This window comes from Campylobacter avium LMG 24591, from assembly GCF_002238335.1.
Classification (GTDB): domain Bacteria; phylum Campylobacterota; class Campylobacteria; order Campylobacterales; family Campylobacteraceae; genus Campylobacter_D; species Campylobacter_D avium.
This window is the reverse complement of record NZ_CP022347.1, coordinates 523,089-539,924: the sequence shown is the minus strand read 5'-3', so window position 1 is coordinate 539,924 and position 16,836 is coordinate 523,089. Positions and strand designations below refer to the sequence as shown.

Annotated in this window: 19 protein-coding genes; 11 read left to right on the top strand and 8 right to left on the bottom strand. The window is 35.0% G+C overall.

Annotated features, from left to right (window positions below):
- Positions 1–64 precede the first annotated feature (64 nt).
- The 7 genes from CAV_RS02805 to CAV_RS02770 all read left to right on the top strand — a co-directional run bounded on the left by CAV_RS02805 (position 65) and on the right by CAV_RS02770 (position 6,939).
- The gene (locus CAV_RS02805) at positions 65–1,507 is read left to right on the top strand and encodes a hypothetical protein (RefSeq protein ID WP_094324996.1); all 1,443 of its coding nucleotides are present in this window, start codon (positions 65–67) and stop codon (positions 1,505–1,507) included.
- Between the two features lie 179 nt (positions 1,508–1,686).
- Positions 1,687–2,310 (top strand): hypothetical protein, encoded by a 624-nt coding sequence (locus CAV_RS02795; RefSeq protein WP_094324994.1) that lies wholly within the window; start codon positions 1,687–1,689, stop codon positions 2,308–2,310.
- A complete protein-coding gene (locus tag CAV_RS02790; RefSeq protein WP_094324993.1) occupies positions 2,311–2,973 on the top strand; it encodes a hypothetical protein in 663 nt (220 codons plus the stop codon).
- A 3-nt stretch (positions 2,974–2,976) separates the two neighbouring features.
- Positions 2,977–4,662, top strand: a complete 1,686-nt coding sequence (locus CAV_RS02785) for a portal protein (RefSeq protein WP_094324992.1) — start codon at positions 2,977–2,979, stop codon at positions 4,660–4,662.
- Between the two features lie 34 nt (positions 4,663–4,696).
- A complete protein-coding gene (locus tag CAV_RS02780) occupies positions 4,697–5,185 on the top strand; it encodes a hypothetical protein (RefSeq protein ID WP_094752806.1) in 489 nt (162 codons plus the stop codon).
- 307 nt (positions 5,186–5,492) lie between these two features.
- Complete coding sequence (locus tag CAV_RS02775; protein WP_094324990.1) at positions 5,493–5,690, top strand: hypothetical protein; 198 nt, start codon at positions 5,493–5,495, stop codon at positions 5,688–5,690.
- A gap of 448 nt (positions 5,691–6,138) precedes the next feature.
- On the top strand, positions 6,139–6,939 hold the full coding sequence (locus CAV_RS02770) for a hypothetical protein (protein ID WP_094324989.1): 801 nt from the start codon (positions 6,139–6,141) through the stop codon (positions 6,937–6,939).
- Here the strand turns inward: CAV_RS02770 and CAV_RS02765 are convergent.
- Positions 6,936–7,142 carry a hypothetical protein gene (locus tag CAV_RS02765; RefSeq protein WP_094324988.1) on the bottom strand — a complete coding sequence of 69 codons (207 nt, stop codon included), beginning with the start codon at positions 7,140–7,142 and terminating at the stop codon, positions 6,936–6,938. The two genes, CAV_RS02770 and CAV_RS02765, sit on opposite strands and share 4 nt — an antisense overlap.
- Positions 7,143–7,683: 541 nt before the next feature.
- Positions 7,684–7,884, bottom strand: a complete 201-nt coding sequence (locus CAV_RS02760) for a hypothetical protein (RefSeq protein ID WP_094752805.1) — start codon at positions 7,882–7,884, stop codon at positions 7,684–7,686.
- Between the two features lie 313 nt (positions 7,885–8,197).
- On the opposite strand from CAV_RS02760, the gene CAV_RS02755 reads away from it, so the two are divergent.
- Together CAV_RS02755 and CAV_RS02750 are read left to right on the top strand one after the other, a co-directional pair.
- The gene (locus tag CAV_RS02755; protein WP_148131214.1) at positions 8,198–9,763 is read left to right on the top strand and encodes a terminase large subunit domain-containing protein; all 1,566 of its coding nucleotides are present in this window, start codon (positions 8,198–8,200) and stop codon (positions 9,761–9,763) included.
- 233 nt (positions 9,764–9,996) lie between these two features.
- Entirely contained in the window at positions 9,997–10,212 is a 216-nt protein-coding gene (locus tag CAV_RS02750) for a helix-turn-helix domain-containing protein (RefSeq protein ID WP_094324986.1), read from the top strand.
- A gap of 2 nt (positions 10,213–10,214) precedes the next feature.
- Here the strand turns inward: CAV_RS02750 and CAV_RS02745 are convergent, their stop codons facing one another.
- Both CAV_RS02745 and CAV_RS02740 read right to left on the bottom strand, forming a co-directional pair.
- Positions 10,215–10,421: a hypothetical protein gene (locus CAV_RS02745; protein ID WP_094324985.1), complete on the bottom strand. Its 207-nt coding sequence runs from the start codon at positions 10,419–10,421 to the stop codon at positions 10,215–10,217.
- Positions 10,422–10,707: 286 nt separating this feature from the next.
- Complete coding sequence (locus CAV_RS02740) at positions 10,708–11,112, bottom strand: hypothetical protein (RefSeq protein ID WP_094324984.1); 405 nt, start codon at positions 11,110–11,112, stop codon at positions 10,708–10,710.
- Between the two features lie 589 nt (positions 11,113–11,701).
- Between CAV_RS02740 and CAV_RS02735 the strand changes: the two genes are divergently transcribed.
- A complete protein-coding gene (locus CAV_RS02735; RefSeq protein ID WP_094324983.1) occupies positions 11,702–11,953 on the top strand; it encodes a helix-turn-helix domain-containing protein in 252 nt (83 codons plus the stop codon).
- A gap of 432 nt (positions 11,954–12,385) precedes the next feature.
- Positions 12,386–12,598: a hypothetical protein gene (locus tag CAV_RS02730; protein ID WP_094324982.1), complete on the top strand. Its 213-nt coding sequence runs from the start codon at positions 12,386–12,388 to the stop codon at positions 12,596–12,598.
- A gap of 56 nt (positions 12,599–12,654) precedes the next feature.
- Here the strand turns inward: CAV_RS02730 and CAV_RS02725 are convergent, their stop codons facing one another.
- The 4 genes from CAV_RS02725 to CAV_RS02715 form a co-directional block, all read right to left on the bottom strand.
- On the bottom strand, positions 12,655–12,891 hold the full coding sequence (locus CAV_RS02725) for a hypothetical protein (protein WP_094752804.1): 237 nt from the start codon (positions 12,889–12,891) through the stop codon (positions 12,655–12,657).
- Positions 12,891–13,208 (bottom strand): hypothetical protein, encoded by a 318-nt coding sequence (locus tag CAV_RS02720; protein WP_094324980.1) that lies wholly within the window; start codon positions 13,206–13,208, stop codon positions 12,891–12,893. Before CAV_RS02720 ends, CAV_RS02725 begins: the two co-directional genes overlap by 1 nt.
- A gap of 8 nt (positions 13,209–13,216) precedes the next feature.
- Entirely contained in the window at positions 13,217–13,390 is a 174-nt protein-coding gene (locus tag CAV_RS08970; protein ID WP_169711633.1) for a hypothetical protein, read from the bottom strand.
- Positions 13,391–14,758: 1,368 nt separating this feature from the next.
- Positions 14,759–16,798 carry an autotransporter outer membrane beta-barrel domain-containing protein gene (locus CAV_RS02715; RefSeq protein ID WP_094752803.1) on the bottom strand — a complete coding sequence of 680 codons (2,040 nt, stop codon included), beginning with the start codon at positions 16,796–16,798 and terminating at the stop codon, positions 14,759–14,761.
- Positions 16,799–16,836 lie beyond the last annotated feature (38 nt).

The window sequence follows — 16,836 nt, the reverse complement described above, 5'->3', positions numbered from 1 at the left end:
AACTTTTTTAACCCTTTAAAAAAAGGCTAAGTTTTAAGTAGCATTAAAAGAAAAAAGGCTAAAGATGAATTACTACTACGAGGAACTTTCTAGCGGTCTTACCTTTACAAATGAGCTTTATTTTGTAGATGATGAGGCGTATTTTTTAGATAGCTTAGATGATGAAGCCTTAGCACAAATTGGCATTAAAAGAGTAAGCGTGGAGCAAAACTTAGAGCAAAACTCCCCGCAAATAAGCTACACAATGCCCAAAGAGCAAACAAAACAAAGCCTAGATTATGACATAAGCTCTATGCAAAAAACTTATATATTTATGCTAGAACAAGAAGCAAAGCTATATCTTTTAAGCCAAAACGAGGATTTAAGCCTTGGCTTTAAAGCTTGCGCAAAGGCTTTAAACAAGGAGGATTTAAAGGCTTTTGCAAGTGAGATTTTAAAAGAGGCTAAAAGCTTAAGGGCGTATTTAGCATATTATTTTAAAGGCTTAGTAGGCTTAAAAAGTGAGCTTGAAAGCTTAGATGATGAAGAGGCTTTTAAAAGATATGAAAGCCTTTCAGCCTTAAGTGTAAAAAATGAGGAAGTTAAGAGCTTTGCAAAGGAGCTTAAAGAGGGCGATTTTAATGCCGATGAAATCAAACAAAAGCTACTTAGCCTTTTAACAAGTTTAAAAGCTGAGCTAAAAACTGAGTGTGAAAAGGCAAAAGAAAGCTTAAAAAGTGAGATTAAACTTGACTTTTTAGAAGAATTAGAAAGTTTAAAAGAGGATTTTAAAAGTGAGATTAAAGAGGATTTAAAAGCTGAGTTGCAAGATTACAAGCCACCAAGCACTGAAAACGAAGGAAATTTAAGCCCTGATGAGACCTTGCAGGATGAAACAGCTTCAAAGGATGAGAATTTAAGCCCTGATGAAAACTTGGCTAATGAGGATACGCAAAACTCACAAGATGAAAGCGGACAAAATAGCGCGAGTGCTAATACAGCTTATGTAAAGAAAATCAAAATCACAGCAAATAGGAAAGGCATAGCTACTTCTTACACCGCTTTTGGTTTTAGGCATTTATTCCCACTTTTAGAGGATGGCAAAGAAGCTTATGTGTATTCTAGAACCGACTTAAGATATAAGGATTTAGACGATGTGGCTATAAGCATTACAAAACAAGATATATTAAATTATCCTACCAGCGTGTGGCTTTTAGCAAATGTTTTAACCTATCCAGAAAATGACAATGCTAGTTCCTTTTTATCTGCCGTAACAAATCCAAATCAAAACTATGACTTTGAATTTAGCTTTGAAAGGCCTGTAAAACTTAAGGGCGTGATGGTTTCGCCTTTTACTTGGATGAGCAATAGAGACTTTTGCCCTTATATCAAAATCTCTTTATATGGCGAAAATGAGCTCTTATTAGCAAGTGCTGAGTATGAATTTAGCAAGGCCACTGATGCGAATAAAATCAGGCTAGGACTTGGAGTAAATGGAGAGGACTTAAGCTATGCCTCAGGTCTTTAAAAAAATCATTTACTACTTCTTACTTTTAAGCTTTTTTTGCTTTTGCATTTTTTGCTTTTTGCTAGGCTTTTGCTTTTATCCTTTTTTTAGCAAAGAAAGCAAAAAAGCCCTTAAGCTTTCATTAGCAAATTTTAAAGAGGATTTTAAGAAGCTAAGATTAAATTTAAGGTATTTTCTTAATGTATGATAAGGACATAAGAGCTAGAGCAAGGCTGCATTACGAAACCCACGATGTAGGTTTAAAAGAAGTAGCACAGCATTTTAAGATCCAGTATAGAACTCTTTTAAATTGGAGCAAGAAAGAAAAATGGCAAAGAGCAAAGGCACTTAAAGATGTCTTTGAAAATGAGATTAAAAAGGATTTGGTTAAAAAAGAATTTGCCACAGTCATTGATAGCGTGGGTAATAAAATCAAAGAAAAACTAGCTTCTAATCTAGGCGAGAGCCTTTACGATGTGGATGAGATAGTTAGAAAAAACACCCTTGATTTAGTCAGTGATGAAATTTTACTTAAGGCTATGGGTATAAATTTCTTACAAAAAAATATGGTCTTAGCCTCACTTTTAGCAAAAGATGAACTGCTTAGAATGCTAAGCTTAAGACAAGGGCATAAGGGTGATCCTATGCTTATAGCTTGTGCTGAAAAATATGTAGGCATACTTCAAAGCATACAAAAAAGCTTTTACCCCGAAAAAGATAGCTTTTTAAAGCTAAATTCTTTAAACAATGAGAGCATAAATTTAGAAAATCTAAGCGAAAACGAACTAATAGAACTTTTAAATAAAGAAAACAAAGGAGAATAAATGCCGATTTTAGATATAAGAGCGGGCTCGGCAGCTACCGCAAATGTAAATAACGCCACTGCTAATTTAATCTCAGCTTATATGGCAAGAAGTAAAGGCATTAGTGAGGGAATTTCTGGTATTGGCAAGGCTTTTAGCGATTATGCAAAGACTAAGGATGAGATGGCAACAAATGAAAGCAAAAGAGAGCATTTAGACGCAAATACCGCCGAGCAAAAGGCACAAACTGAGCTTTTAAATAAAACAGATGAAAATGGTGTGAGCATAAGAGAAAAACAAATAAATAATGAAATAACAAAACAAGGCTGGCAAAACACCCAGCTAGAACAGCTTTTAAGCAAGCAAAGAAACGGCAAAAGCTTGTATCAGCAAGGACTAGATGCAAATATAGACCTAAGCAAATCGCAAGAAAATCAAAATTACGCAAATTCAAACTTAATAAAAGCAAAAGCAGCAGGGCAAAATATAGACAATGCCTTTAATTTCACAGCTCATCATAAGCTTGTAAGCAGTGATGAGAACGCTTTAGGAGTGTATGGCAATACTCTAAATGGCAATAAGCCTATTAGTGATTTTGAGTATTTCAAACAAACAGGCACTATAAGAACTCCTAGCAAAGATGGCAAAAATTATACCTATCAAAGATTTTTCTCGTTAAGGTAAAAAATGGCAGTGGATTTAAACTACTTACAAGAAATTTACAAAAGCGATTTAGAATTTAACAACACCGCCTTAAATGAGTATAAAGAAGCGGTTAAGTACTATCACGGCAACCAACTAGCCTCAAACATCTTAAGCACCATCCTAGAGCGAGGGCAAAGTCCTGTTGTTGAAAACATTTACAAGATGATAATTAATAAAATTCTAGGCTATAAAGCTCAAAGCATAAGCGAAATAAGAGTAAGCGGCAGGCAAGAAAGCGATGCACATTTAGCAAATCTTTTAAATGACTTGATAAAGGTTTTTTCTCACTCTGATTTTTACAACAAAGAGATAATGAAAAGGGATAAAGAACTCATCTTCGGACTTAGCGTGGTTGAACTTTGGATAAAGGAGGATGAGGAGGCTAACCGCTATGTTGATTTTAAATGCCTAGACACCACAAGCTTTTTGATTGATAAATTTAGCCGTGATTTTAACGCCGCAGACGCAAGACGCTTTCACAAAAAGCTAAATATGGACTATTTACAAGCACAAGAAATCTTTAAGGACAAGCAAGTTACACATCTAAGCAATCCAAACACAAGCGATACAAGAGCTATCATTTACGAGACTTGGTTACTTGAAAATGGCACTTGGAACAGGTATTTTTGGCAGGATAGTCAAATACTAGCTTATGAAATATCGCCCTTAAAGACAAAGAAACACCCCTTTGTAATCTCAAAGTATCAAATTGACGATGAGAATGTTTGGTACGGACTTTTTAGAGACATTCGTTTTATGCAAGATTATATAAATTACGCTGAAAATAAGATGGGTAATATGCTAGGAAGCTTTAAGGCTCTTTTTGAAAGTGATGCAGTGGATGATACGCAAGAATTTATAGATAGCTTCGGGCTTGATAATAGCATCACAAAGGTTAAACCGGGTGCTTTAAAAGAGGGTAAATTACAAGTCATACAGCATCACGCAGATATACAAGCACTTTCACAAAAGGCAAATGAAAAAAGAAGCCTAGCAAAGATTTTAGCCGGGCTTAATGATGAGTTTTTAGGAGTTGGAAACTCAAGGCTTAGTGCTGAAGCTATCGCACATCGTAGAGAAACAGGGCTAATGGGCTTACAAGACTTTTTAAATAAGGCTGATGATATGGATAAGCTTATATTTCAAAAGGCACTTGACTTAATGCAGCACTACTTCACAAAAGAACAAATTTTTAAAATCGTAGATGAGGATAGGCATATAAGGTATTTTGAGATAAATACAAACGAAAAAAATGCCATAAAAATCGGTCGCTTTGATTTAGAATACCGCTCTCAGCTTAAAATGCAAGGAAGCGAGGAAAGATTTATGTATTGGTCCGAGATGATGAAGGTTATTGGCAATACTCAGCCTGATTTAATCTCAGGGCTTTTACCGCTAATCTTAAAGGATAGTGACAGCCCTGTAGCACTTGAGGTTAAAAAGCTACTTGAGCTAAAAGAAAAACAAGCAAGGGATTTAGCACAAAATAGCAGCGAGGCACAAGTGCAAGAAATGCAAATCAAACTAGCACTTGAAAAGGAAAAAGCTCAAATTGAGGAAACTAAGGCAAAGGCGGCTAAATACACAGCACAAGGACTGCTCGCTCACGAGGTCAGCAAGGATGATAACAAGCAATCAATGCAAAAAGGCGGGATTGATTTAAGGTAGAACTAGCGAAAGAACATTTTACAAAGGATAAAATATGCCACTTTTAATAAGCACTGAACTTGATGTAGCAAATTTTAAAAACGATGGCTTTAATCTAAACTCACAAGCCTTTATTTACCCTCAAAACATTAACATAAAAGGCGAGTTGCTAGTTAAAAGCCCAAGATATGATAACATGAAAATAGGCAAGCAGTATGACACGAGTGCGTATTTAGGTTCTTGGTACACTGCTGAGGCTTTTGAGGTTTATCTTATGCAAGGTGCATCTAGTACAGCCTTAACTTCGCAAAGCCTTTTTTTAGGTCAGGGCAAGGGCGAGGCTTTAGCCCTTAAAACAGCCACCGCCCAAATACCTGCTAATACTTACTTTTGCCTTAGGGTAATTCATATCTTTAGGCATACGCATACTTGGTGCGAAAAAAGATCTTGGGGTCGCAGAAGATGGCATAACGATAGAAGCGATACCTACGAGCTTATTAACAAGGCTTTGGATTTTGATATTTTGAATTTTGAATTATACTAAGAAATACCTACACTAAAGCAATATTTGCTTAACAATGCTAAGCAAATATTAAGCAAAACACTGATATAATTACATTAATGTTTAAGTGACTGCTGGAGGCTTTAAGCTTTTAGGAGGTCAAGATGGTTGAAATAATTGTCTTTATGATTGTTTTAATCGTCCTTGTCTTAGTTTCTAAAAACTAGACAAGAGACTAAAAAAAAATTAAAACTTATTTAATTTTAATCTCACTTTGCTTAGTCTAAACTTAAACATTTAAAAAACTTTTAAAGCCTCCTTGCAAGGTGGGAGGCTAAAAAGGCTTAAGGTGGATAAAAATTTAACACAAGATGATATTTCAAAGCTTATCAAACAAGCGGGCTTTAAGTCTAAGGCTTCTTTTGCTCGTCATTTTGGGCTTAATCCTGACAGCGTAGCTCAGTGGGGCAAGCAAAGAAACTATCCAGCTTGGTTTTTGCCTTGCTTAGAACTTGTAAAAAGGCTTAGAAAATACGAAGAGCTTTAGCTATTTTGTGGCTATATCTTGGTATTTTTGAAATAATCTTTAAAACCTTACAAATCACAAGTTACCCAGCCAAAAGATAAGTAAGCCTTAACGCTTAAACATTGTAATTATACCGACATTTAACTTAGTTTGACGTATTTAATAAATAATTAGCATTATTAAACCCATAAAACGATTTAACCCTTTATCATTTTTTCTTTTCTTGCTTAAATTATTTTATAAAATGATAGCCACAGGTCAGGTCGGGGCAGGCCTTTAGTGTGCTATCCTTTTTAATTTATTTTTAGCCTTGTTTGTTAAGGTAGGACGGGCTCGGCCTTTAGTGTGCGGTCTTTGATGAACTTGTTCAGCAAAGGCAGTCGCAATGGACAGGTCGGGAACGGCCTTTAGAGAAGCGATTTTTACAAAACTTGTTTTGTAAAAATGATAGCATAGAAAGTAGGTAAAAATGAACTCACAAAATTTTTTTAAAAATTTAAGTCTAGCACACGAAAGCATGAAAGACTTTAATGTAGGAAGCGAGGAAGCAAGGCTAAAATTTGCACTAGAAATAGCCCTAAAACTCGAAGAACTAGATTTACAAAATCGCCAAATGGCACTTGCCGAAGAAGAGGGACGGCAAAAACTAGAGCTTAATTACATGGAAGCAAAGCTAAAAAGCCTTGAGATGAGAAACAAGCACAATTTAGCAGAGGCCGAAGTTTTAAAAAGCTTAATCCAGTCAAACACCATGCTAAAAAGCGTTTGGGATAATGCAAACATAAACAAGGTTAATGCTTTGGTTGGGCTTTTTAACTCCGTGATGAACGCACAAAATACAAGCAATTTAAAAAGCTGGGAAACAATTTTTAACGAGATTAAAAATGCCTGTTACGCCATCGGTGCAGATACAGACAGCAAAAACAACACCAACACCGTTTTAGCTGCTTACAAACCTTTACTAGATGAGATTTCACAGGCCTTAAAAGAAGCAGAATTTGACAAAGCAAATGTAAAACAACTCAGCCTAATCGCTCCAAAACTAGAGCTTTTAAAGGGCGAAAGTATGAGCGTAAGGGCTGTTTGTGGCTTTGAAAGCAAGGATTATGGCTTTGTATATGAGGATAAAACCTACAAAAGCTTTACATTTTTGTTTGAAGCAAAAGAGGAGGGCGAATTTTTACTTAAATTTTACGCACTAGATGACAAAGGGCAAAGGATAGAAGATGAGATTAAAATCAGCGTTTTAAGTGATGAGAAAAGGCTTTAGCTTTCTTTCATCAGCTCATCGTATTTTTTAGCTTTTTTCGCCCACTCAAGCACCTGTTTAAAATACAAAGGAGGTTGATTTTTAATCCCCCAAGAATTCACAGTTACAACATTTAAGCCCATTTTTCTGGCAAACTCAGCCTTGGACCTAAAACCCGCTTGTTTAATAGCTTTTGAAATCTCTTTTAAACTTAGATTTTCCATTACTACCGCCTTTCATTTTTACCTACTTTCACCGCAAGGCAAAGCCTTGCTAAAGTAGCAAACCTAAAGGCCGAGCCCGTCCCTTTGCTACGCAAAGCCCGAAACGCTTTAAGATTGCTATTAAAACTCTAAGTGAGCACCTTAGCCATTGCTATCATTTTTACAAAACAAGTTTTGTAAAGACCGCTTTACTCTTGTGCTTCGCACTCTCTTTGCCAAAGGCCACGCCCGACCTACCTAAATAATAATCAAAGTTTTTTAGCCGTTACCCCGCTTTCCAACGGCTAAAGTATTGTCTAAGCTAGGCTTAAGCGGGGATTTTATAGAATTCAATCAGTTAATGAAAAGAGTTAGTTAAGGAGTGCTATGAGCTCTTTAACTAATTGTAAAACTAGTATCAAGATAGTTAGCTTTCTCTCTAGCATACACCCTCCTTTCCACCGAAAGAAGAAGCCTTAACGCTTAAACATTATAATTATACCAACATTTAGCTTATTATAAACTTAAAATAATAGTTTTAATTTATCTTTTTTATTTTATTTTAATTATTTTCTTTCATCAACTCGTCGTATTTTTTAGCTTTTGCGTAAGCTAGCAAAAAAGGTTTTAAATACCTTGGATATTCATTTGAAGCACCCCAATTATTCACACTTTGATAAGATAAATCCAAAGCCTGTGCTAAATCAAGTTTTCTTTTAAAGCCCGCTTCTTTCATCAAAATTTTAAATTCTTCCTTTGTCATCTTTTAGCCTTTAAGCTTAGATTAAATCCACCCCCGCTATAATGCGGAGGTTGGATTGTTTAATTAGAGACTTTTAATTTTTATTTTTATAAAAATTTTAAGTCTCAAAAATCTCACAACCCTTTTAAATTTAAAACTTAACATTTTAAATCCTTTGAGGTTATGAAATTTAGCCTTTTTCAAGGCAACTATTCTAAACAAAAGCACCTCACTTTTGTCTTTATAATTATACCGAATGAATTATAAATAAAAGCTTAAATTGCCAATCTTTTTAACCCTTTTTAAAAGCCCATTTACTTGCTAAATTCATCTTATGAAAGATGTTAAAAAAGAACTAGCAACAAGGATTTTAGCTAGGAAAAATTTTTATTTTTTCTTAAAGCTTAAATGGCAAAGATACAACAAAGCTGCCTTTTTGGATAATTGGCATTTTCAGTACTTAGCTAAGCTTTTAACGCATACTTTACACACAAAAGCAAGTTATGACAAGCTTATAAAAAGGCTTATGCTAAATATGCCTCCAAGTTATGGCAAAACAGAAACCATAGCAAGAACCTTTATAGCGTGGGCTTTAGGCAATGATAGAAGCCGTAAATTCATCTACATCTCTTATAGTGACGAGCTTTGTAAAAAGATAAGTAATCAAGTAAGAGACTTGATAAAATCAAGCTTTTGGCAAAGCATTTTTAAACAAAAGGCAGAATTTTTACAAGATAACTCAAGCGAATTCATCTTTAAAGAGGGTGGCGGACTTTTTGTAACCACTTTAAAATCAGCTATCACAGGCTTTCACGCTCATTCTATCCTAATCGATGATCCTATCAAAGTAAGCGAAATGAGCTCAAAATCCGCAAGAAACCTAGTCAATCAAAATTTCAAAGAAAGCGTTTTAAGCCGTTTGCAAGATACGAACTCAAACATCACCATACTTATGCAAAGGCTAGGATATGAGGATTTATGCGGCTTTTTGCTAGATGAAAGAAATTTTGATAAAGAAACCATAGCTAAGTGGCAAGTTATAAGGCTTGAAGCCTTAAATGACAAGGAGCTTATTTATGAAATTGAGGATTTTTCCTACACAAGAAAGGCAAATGAGCCGCTTTTCCCTTTAAAACACGACCTAAAACAGCTACAAGAGCTTAAAAAGCAAATGGGAGATGATGAGTTTTCCACGCAGTATCAACAAGAGCCACAAGCTAGCGAGGCGGGCTTTTTTGAGGCTTCTTATTTTAAGGAAATTGCAAGTTTTGATATAAATGAGCATAATGAATACATCTTTGTAGATAATGCCTTAAGCGTAGAAAAAAACGCAGATAATAGAGCTATAGTTATACTTGGCGTTGATAGGGTAGACAATAATGAAAGATACATAGTAAAAGATTGTTTATACGGCATTTGGGACGAGGAAAAAACCTGCTTAAATGTCATTGAAAGCCTCTTAAGCTATCCAAAGGCAAAGCTTTTTATAGAAAATGACGGAGGCGGGATTTTGCTTTATCGTTTGCTTTTAAAAGAGATAGTTAGAGTAAATGAAAAGCTTAAAAAGCAAGGTAAAAGCATAATCACAAATGAGATAAAAACTTATAACGCAAACCGCAAAATAAGCAAGGTAGAAAAGATAAAAGCCATAAAACCCTACTACAACAGCGGCTTTTTAGTCTTTTTAAACAAGGCTAGAAATTTAAATCAAATCAAAAAAGAGCTTCTAGCCTTTAATCCAGCAAAGCCCTTTAGAAAAGATGACTGCATAGACTGCATAGCTTCAGCCATAGCAATGAGCGAGGTAAGTGCTCCATATAAGAGCGAGGAAAAGCCAAAAGATAAACAAAGACTTAGCACAGCAAATAGCAAAATTTACACAAGCTCTTGGAGGGTTTAGGTTTTTTAAGGCTATAATTTATCCAATGTTTAAGACGGCTACTAAGACTTTTGTTAAAGGAGTCGTGATGGGAGAGGTTATTAATCCTAGTTATTAAAAACTAAGATTAAAACTAATTTTGAAAAACCTTATAAGAAATTATAAGACGTCTTGCTTAGTCCTTGCTTAAACAGATAAATAAAATTTTAAAAGTCTTAGTGTGCAGGACGTCTAAGACTTTTAAAAGGCAAAGAATGCAAAAACTAACACAAAAAGAATTAAGCAAACTTATCAAACAAGCGGGCTTTAAAAGTAAAGCTGAATTTGCTCGTCATTTCGGCTTTAATGTAAATACCATTTCGCATTGGGCAAATACTAGGGATGTGCCCGATTTTTTCTTGCCCTTGATTGAAAAATGTATAAAGGCTAAGAAGTATGATGAACTAATGAAAGATAAAGTTAAGCTTTAAAGCTATTTTTTCGTAAGCTCGTCATATTTTTTAGCCTTTTTTGCAAGGCTTATCACGGGTAAAAAATACCCAGGCACAGGCAAATCCTTGCCCCACCTTAAAACCGTATTTGCATTAAGCCCTAAAAACCTTGCGAATTCGCTTTTGCTTTTAAAGCCACTTTCTTTTATTAGCTTTGAAATTGCTTTTGGGTTTATATTTCCTTGCATTGCTATTATCCTTAAATTTAGCCGTTACCCCGCTTTCCAACGGCTAAAGTATTGTCTAAGCTAGGCTTAAGCGGGGATTTTATAAGATTTCTTTGGTTTTTTAGTTAAGTGAGTTGAAGAGTGCTAAAAGCTCTTTGACTACTTGTAGAAGTGGTATCAAAATTGCTAAAACTCTTTCAAGCATACACCCTCCTTTCCACCGAAAGAAGAAGCCTTAACGCTTAAACAATAAGATAATTATACTAGAATTTTACTTAAATATAACTTATCTTTAATACTTAAGTTATTAATCCCAAAACACAAAGCCACTTAATAAAAATTGATTTGTAGATGTTGCTATGCTAGAATTGTAACCATCTATCCTAAAGTAATCATCACTTGGAGTTATAGCACTTGTCCTTACATTTAAAGTAGCTCCCACTGCCATATAAACACTCTTAAAGAAAAAGCCCTCAGGAAAAAGCAAAGATGAACGATTAGCATTTAAATTCATCCTCAAAAAATTGCCCTGCTTATAGCCCGGGTTTTGCTGTGAAATGTAGATAATATCTAAGTAAATTGTAGTGTTATAAGGTATTTGCTTAAGCTCGGTTTGAGAGCTTGTGGCTCTTGCGTTTTTAAATTCTATAAAATTATTAAAATACCTCTTAAAATGCTGTGAGTAGCTTCCATTTTCTATAAGCATTGCCATGTAAAAATCCTTTTTTTATCGCTATCGCCTTTGCTTAACAAGTGAAGCAAAGACAGCACTACTAAAGGCCATCCCGTCCCTTTGCTACGCAAAGCCCGAAACGCTTTAAGATTGCTATTAAAACTCTAAGTGAGCACCTTAGCCATTGCTATCGTCTTTGATAAACAAGTTCATCAAAGACCGCTTTACTCTTGTGCTTCGCACTCTCTTTGAGAAAGGTCTGTGCCCGTGCAAGAGAGCGAGCTAGCCCGAAGCGAATTTTTAGGATTTTACAAAAAAAAAAAAAACGAAATTTAAGGGTTAAAGTTTGATTTTTTATAGCAAAAATGTTATAATTACATTAATGTTTAAGGCGACTGACTGAGGCTTTAGCTGAAAGGAGTTGCGATGGTTGAAGTTACAATTTTCATAATAGCTTTGACCGCACTGGTCTTAGCCGTAAAAAGCTAAGCCGTGCTAATTTTTAAAAAATACCTGTCAAAATTATAGGTTCGTCCTACTTAGTCCTTGCTTAAACAGATAAATAAATTTTAAAGTCTCAGTTATTGTAGGACGGACTGAGACTATCATAACACAAAAAAGATGATTTATGATAAATTTCAAAACTAGGAAAGAAGTAATGAAAGATTTGCAAGAGCAAGAGCCTTTTTACAAAATCCAAGCACAGCTTATAGCGGCAAGAAAAAAGGCAAAGCTAAGCCAAGAAGACATTGCTAAAAAAATGCAAACTCCGCAAAGTGCGGTGGCTAGGTTTGAAAGCTCTAGCAAGTCTTGCAATTTTAACACCATCGTGTCTTACGCAAGGGCTGTGGGACTTAAAAAGCTAGTGATTGAGCTTTAAAGCTTAATCCCAAAAGATAAAAGCCATTCTATAATCTTAAGCTTGCAAAATCGGGACTATATAGTAAAATAGCATATATAATAAGCTTATATTAATTAAATGTTGGTATAATTATAATGTTTAAGCGTTAAGGCTTCTTTCTCAAAGAGAGTGCAAGGCACAAGGGTGGAAAGGAGGTCTTAAAATGAAAGCTAAAATTTTAAATATAGTAATTTTAGTTTTGATAGTAGCTAAAGAGCTCTTAGCTCTGTTAGCAAACTCTTAATTTAAATAGCTGATAAATTTTAAAAAAATCTAGCTTTAGCCTTGCTTAAACCATCTTAACCATTAAGGTAGGTCGGGTGTGGCCTTTAGCGTGCTATCCTTTTTGAATTTATTTAAAAAGGATGATAGCAATGTTAAGGCTAGATTTTGCTTTCATTTTAAAAAAATATGAGAAAAAACACTATAGCAGATGATATTTCAAAGGCTATCAAACAAGCGGGCTTTAGGTCCAAGGCTGATTTTGCTAGAGTTACGGGCATTTCACACGCTACGGTTAAGGCTTGGGGCGTGTCAAATCCTGTTCCACCTTATCTTTTTTTAATGCTTGAGTGGGCTAAAAAGGCTAAAGCATATGATGAGCTGATGAAAGAAAAGGATTAAATTTAGGCCATATTTAAAGAGTTATTAAGCCCCCCCCCCGTTTAGCATTAGTATTTTTACTCCTTGTTAATGCTTTTATTGCCTTCTTTCATCTCGATTATTTTAGCCTTTGTGATGTCCTCTACCACTTCTTTACTTGCGTTTAGGCTTTGCGAGAGCAAGGAAGAAAGGGCTAAATTTTGCACATAAAGGCTGATGTTTAAGGTGATTGAAAGAAGCAAAGAGCCTACTATGGCCAGCCTTATATACTTAAAAAATGGTAGTTTTTCAACTAGGATTTTTTTATTTCGCATTATTTTTTCCTTATACTTAAAACTTTTTCTACTAATTCCATCGCCTTATCAATGCCAAGATAAGCGATTAAGGCACCAACGCAGACCTTAAAGATGTAAGGAAGCTCTGTTAGGCTCAAAAGACCATAAACCACGAAGCAAAAAACCGCTCCTTGTATGCCCTCAACTATGAAAATTTTAAGCACATCAAATTTTGATGTTACGCTTTCATCCTCCTCATCCTCTCTTAAAACTTCAGCTCTTAAGGCCTTAAAAAGCCCCATGAAAAAGCCAACTAAAATCAAGGGCAGGTATTCTAAAAAATCTAAGAAGTTCATTTTTTCCCTTATATAAAAATGCTGATAAATGAAGCTGAGCTAAAGGCCACGCTAAGGATTATAATGCTCCAAAATATCTTATGTATGATGTAAAAAGTCTTTTTAGAGATAAAACTTAAATCGCAGTGATATTTACCTATCAAAAACCATTTAAACAAAAAAAAGTATTTTTTAAAATTCATTCTCAAACCTTTAAATTTAGGTATATTTTCACCCACTCTTGCCTGTGCTTTAGCTAACTCGCTCGGTCGGTCGGGCTCGGCCTTTAGTGTGCGGCCTTTCCTTGACTTGTTAAGGAAAGGCGGTCGCAGGACAGGACGGGAACGGCCTTTGGCAAAGTCTGTCGCAATGGCACGGTCGGGTGTGGCCGCAAGGCTCTTGGTCGGGGCAGGCCTTTAGAGAAGCGATTTTTACGGAACTTGTTTCGTAAAAATGGTCGCAATAGCAATGAAAGGCGCTCGCAAATAAAAGTAGATTATAAAAAGATAAAAAGATTTATGTAAGGGTTAAAGATTGCAATTTAAACCTAGAATGACACTAAAGCTAGATTTTTTAAAATTTAGACTGAATTATTTGTTTAGTTTGCTAAAAGAGCTAAAAACGCTTTAGTAATCATTAAACTAAAATTGTCATATTCAAAATTTTAGCTTTCATTTTAAGACCTCCTTTCCACCTTTGTGCCTTGCACTCTCTTTGAGAAAAGTAAGCCTTAACGCTTAAATATTATCTAGCTTAGCATTTACTTAATATAATTAATATTTATATGAGTTTTTAAAGCTTACAGCCGTTTTGACCTTAGTTCGTCCTTGCAAATACGCTTTGTTTTGCTTTGTGCTTTGCCTTGCCACCTTTGCCAATCCTCGTAAGCTTAGCTTGCTTAGCTTACGAGGGCCTTTATAAACAGGCATTTGCCTTGTTCGCCGAGCCCTCATAAGCTTTAGAATTCACACCGCCCGCCCTCATAAAATGAAGTGGAAATTAAGGCTTTTTAGCCTTGTGTTTTTTTGTTTGCTTTTAAATTAAGCTTGTTGGCAATTTTAAGGCTTTTTTTGGGCTTGGCTTTGCTTGAAAAATTTTAGTGGTGAAAAAGTGAAATTGTGAAAAATTGTGAAATTGTGTTTGCGGTGTTTTGGGCTTTTAGGGCTTGCTGCTTGCTTGTGGTGTTTGTATCTTGCTTGGTCTTGGGCTTTTCTTAAAGAGTATGCAAAAAGGGTATCGCTTAGGCTGTGGTTGGAGCCATTTTGTGGCTTAAAAAAGTCTAGTCTTGTGTTTGGATGTAAAACCTGCTCTGCACTTTGTTATGTTTACTTAAAATACATTGTGCTGGGGCTTTAGAAAAGGCTTTATAAAAAAAATGCGAGAAAATTGGCGAAAAGCTTCAAAAAAAGTGTATAATTTGCTTGTTTTGTTTTTTGAGCAAATGCTTTTTTGGTGTTTGTATGCGGGCAAGTTGCGATAAAATCACGCTTTGGGCTGTGTTGGCTTGTGTGGTTTTTGCTTTGCAGAGCAAAAAAACAAAAGACACAAAAAAACTCTTACAAAAATGCCTTTTACTCGGCGTGGGGAAAGAAAGAATTTTCATTAAAATATTGTTTTAAACCTATACCTAGATCAAATGATATTGCAGAAGCTGCATAAGATTTATGCTCTAAAGAAAAATCAGAATTTGTATTATAAGCTGGAGTATAAGTATTATAATAATTTACTCCTATAAAATGCTTTATAGATGTTCCTCCATTATCAGCTAAATCAACTACCTTACCTACAGAAGCTGAGATTGTATAATAGTTTCTTGTAAAAGATGAAGTAGTATCATATGAACCTAGCATATAATTTTGCTTAGCAGGATTAAAACCAAAATTTGCTTTTAAATCAAGTTCCATATTATTAGCAAAGTTTTTATTATAATATAGTCCTAATTGATATGATTTTCCCTCTTCATTTATAATCTTATCATTTAAATTTACATCTGCATATGTTAGATAAAGTCCTAGTAAGCTATCATCAGATATTCTTTTATCAAATCCTAAACTTCCTCCTAATACAGAAGCAGAATTACTATTAAGTATATTTTTACCACCAAAAAAATTTGCCCATAAACCATTATCTGTATTATTTATAAAGGTAGCATATGTTCTTCCTGCTTCATCATATGCCATATTACCCATCTTTTCTTCATCACTTTTATAAGGATTTTTAAGATAAACCATTCTTGCATTTATAGCTGCTTCATTAGCTAGATTTATTATTTGTTGTTGAGATGAGATTGCTGAGTTTGAATTTGCTATGCTTTTTGTTGATTTATTAACAGCACTTGCTGTGGCTGCTTTGTGGGATGGGGAGTTTAGCATTTCAAAGATTACATAGTTTTTTAGATAAGAATTTGCTATGTTTTTATCTATAAGATTAGTGCTTAACTCAAGTATTTGTTCATCTTTTATAAATAAAGCATTATAAGCTTTTAAGGCTGCGTCTTTTTCAACTTGGGTGGAAGCATTTGTGTAAGCGGTGATGGCTGCTTGCTGACGCTCTATATCTTGCATAGCCGCACCTAAATTTCCCTTTAAGGCTGCGTTATCAGTAGTACTTCTTGATTCTTCTAACTGAGTATAAAGAGATCTTAAGTAAGTATTCTTAGCATTTAAAACCGCATTTATATCCCTTGCGTTATCATTAAGCTTTCCACTCATCACACCATAAGATGAGCCTGTACCATTTGCTGGTCTCTCAGCCCATACATCATAAGTTACGAAATTATTTAAATTTTGCTCTCTAGCCTCAAAGGCTCCTAAGTTTATATTTGAATTGCTTAAAATTTCTTTGTAGTCTTGCTTTAAAAGAGCCGTAGTTTGGCTTCCTCCATCCACAGAACCGTCTATAGTACCATTTACAGTTAGAGCTACGAAGCGATCAAATTCTAAGGCTTTGTAATTTGTAGCTACCATAACAAATAAAGCACTTGAAGTATATATTCCTCCGGTTCCAATATCGCCATTTATCACAAAATTTGAGTGATTTTTCGAGCCATCGCTTTCAAAAATCAAAGCGGCATTTTGAAAGTCAAAGTCCCCATTTATAGTAACAGAGGCGTCTTTGCCTACGTAGAATTGATTATGTTTATCGTTTAAATCAAAATCAGCAGCACTAGGTTTAGAACCTGCTGTGCTTTGCAAAATCACCTTAGAATTTATGACAGAGCTTGTATTAGACGCAAATTTAAAGGCAATGTCAGTGGCCGTGATGTCGTTTGTAAAAAAATCCGTGTTACTAAGCTCTACCTTGTAATTTGAGTTGTTGTTTAAAATCAAACCTCCAGTTGTTTCAATGCTAAATCTAGTATTTAAATCAACCGGAGCGCTAAAATCAAGCGGCGCAGTGAAATTTTCTTGAAAAGCATTTGTGAAATTTATAGTAATATTTTGGGTTTTATCAACGCTAGAGCCTAGCTCTATGCTGTTTGTATTAAGATTATATACCAAATTTGTAGGCAGATTAACACCTGTCACATCAATAGTCGTATCTGCTGCGCTTATAGTGGGAAAAAGGGCACAGGCACTTAGGGCACATAGGGTTTTTATCTTACAAGTCATAAAAATTCTCCTTTAGATGATAATTATAAAGTGCAAGT

What these genes read in the sequence shown, in the direction of transcription:
- CAV_RS02740 (WP_094324984.1), bottom strand. Translation starts at nt 11,112, where the DNA reads ATGGCAATGCTTATAGAAAATGGAAGCTACTCACAGCATTTTAAGAGG.
- CAV_RS02780 (WP_094752806.1), top strand. Translation starts at nt 4,697, where the DNA reads ATGCCACTTTTAATAAGCACTGAACTTGATGTAGCAAATTTTAAAAAC.
- CAV_RS02795 (WP_094324994.1), top strand. Translation starts at nt 1,687, where the DNA reads ATGTATGATAAGGACATAAGAGCTAGAGCAAGGCTGCATTACGAAACC.
- CAV_RS02770 (WP_094324989.1), top strand. Translation starts at nt 6,139, where the DNA reads ATGAACTCACAAAATTTTTTTAAAAATTTAAGTCTAGCACACGAAAGC.
- CAV_RS02735 (WP_094324983.1), top strand. Translation starts at nt 11,702, where the DNA reads ATGATAAATTTCAAAACTAGGAAAGAAGTAATGAAAGATTTGCAAGAG.
- CAV_RS02785 (WP_094324992.1), top strand. Translation starts at nt 2,977, where the DNA reads ATGGCAGTGGATTTAAACTACTTACAAGAAATTTACAAAAGCGATTTA.
- CAV_RS02725 (WP_094752804.1), bottom strand. Translation starts at nt 12,891, where the DNA reads ATGCGAAATAAAAAAATCCTAGTTGAAAAACTACCATTTTTTAAGTAT.
- CAV_RS08970 (WP_169711633.1), bottom strand. Translation starts at nt 13,390, where the DNA reads ATGAATTTTAAAAAATACTTTTTTTTGTTTAAATGGTTTTTGATAGGT.
- CAV_RS02765 (WP_094324988.1), bottom strand. Translation starts at nt 7,142, where the DNA reads ATGGAAAATCTAAGTTTAAAAGAGATTTCAAAAGCTATTAAACAAGCG.
- CAV_RS02745 (WP_094324985.1), bottom strand. Translation starts at nt 10,421, where the DNA reads ATGCAAGGAAATATAAACCCAAAAGCAATTTCAAAGCTAATAAAAGAA.
- CAV_RS02760 (WP_094752805.1), bottom strand. Translation starts at nt 7,884, where the DNA reads ATGACAAAGGAAGAATTTAAAATTTTGATGAAAGAAGCGGGCTTTAAA.
- CAV_RS02730 (WP_094324982.1), top strand. Translation starts at nt 12,386, where the DNA reads ATGAGAAAAAACACTATAGCAGATGATATTTCAAAGGCTATCAAACAA.
- CAV_RS02750 (WP_094324986.1), top strand. Translation starts at nt 9,997, where the DNA reads ATGCAAAAACTAACACAAAAAGAATTAAGCAAACTTATCAAACAAGCG.
- CAV_RS02715 (WP_094752803.1), bottom strand. Translation starts at nt 16,798, where the DNA reads ATGACTTGTAAGATAAAAACCCTATGTGCCCTAAGTGCCTGTGCCCTT.
- CAV_RS02805 (WP_094324996.1), top strand. Translation starts at nt 65, where the DNA reads ATGAATTACTACTACGAGGAACTTTCTAGCGGTCTTACCTTTACAAAT.
- CAV_RS02755 (WP_148131214.1), top strand. Translation starts at nt 8,198, where the DNA reads ATGAAAGATGTTAAAAAAGAACTAGCAACAAGGATTTTAGCTAGGAAA.
- CAV_RS02790 (WP_094324993.1), top strand. Translation starts at nt 2,311, where the DNA reads ATGCCGATTTTAGATATAAGAGCGGGCTCGGCAGCTACCGCAAATGTA.
- CAV_RS02720 (WP_094324980.1), bottom strand. Translation starts at nt 13,208, where the DNA reads ATGAACTTCTTAGATTTTTTAGAATACCTGCCCTTGATTTTAGTTGGC.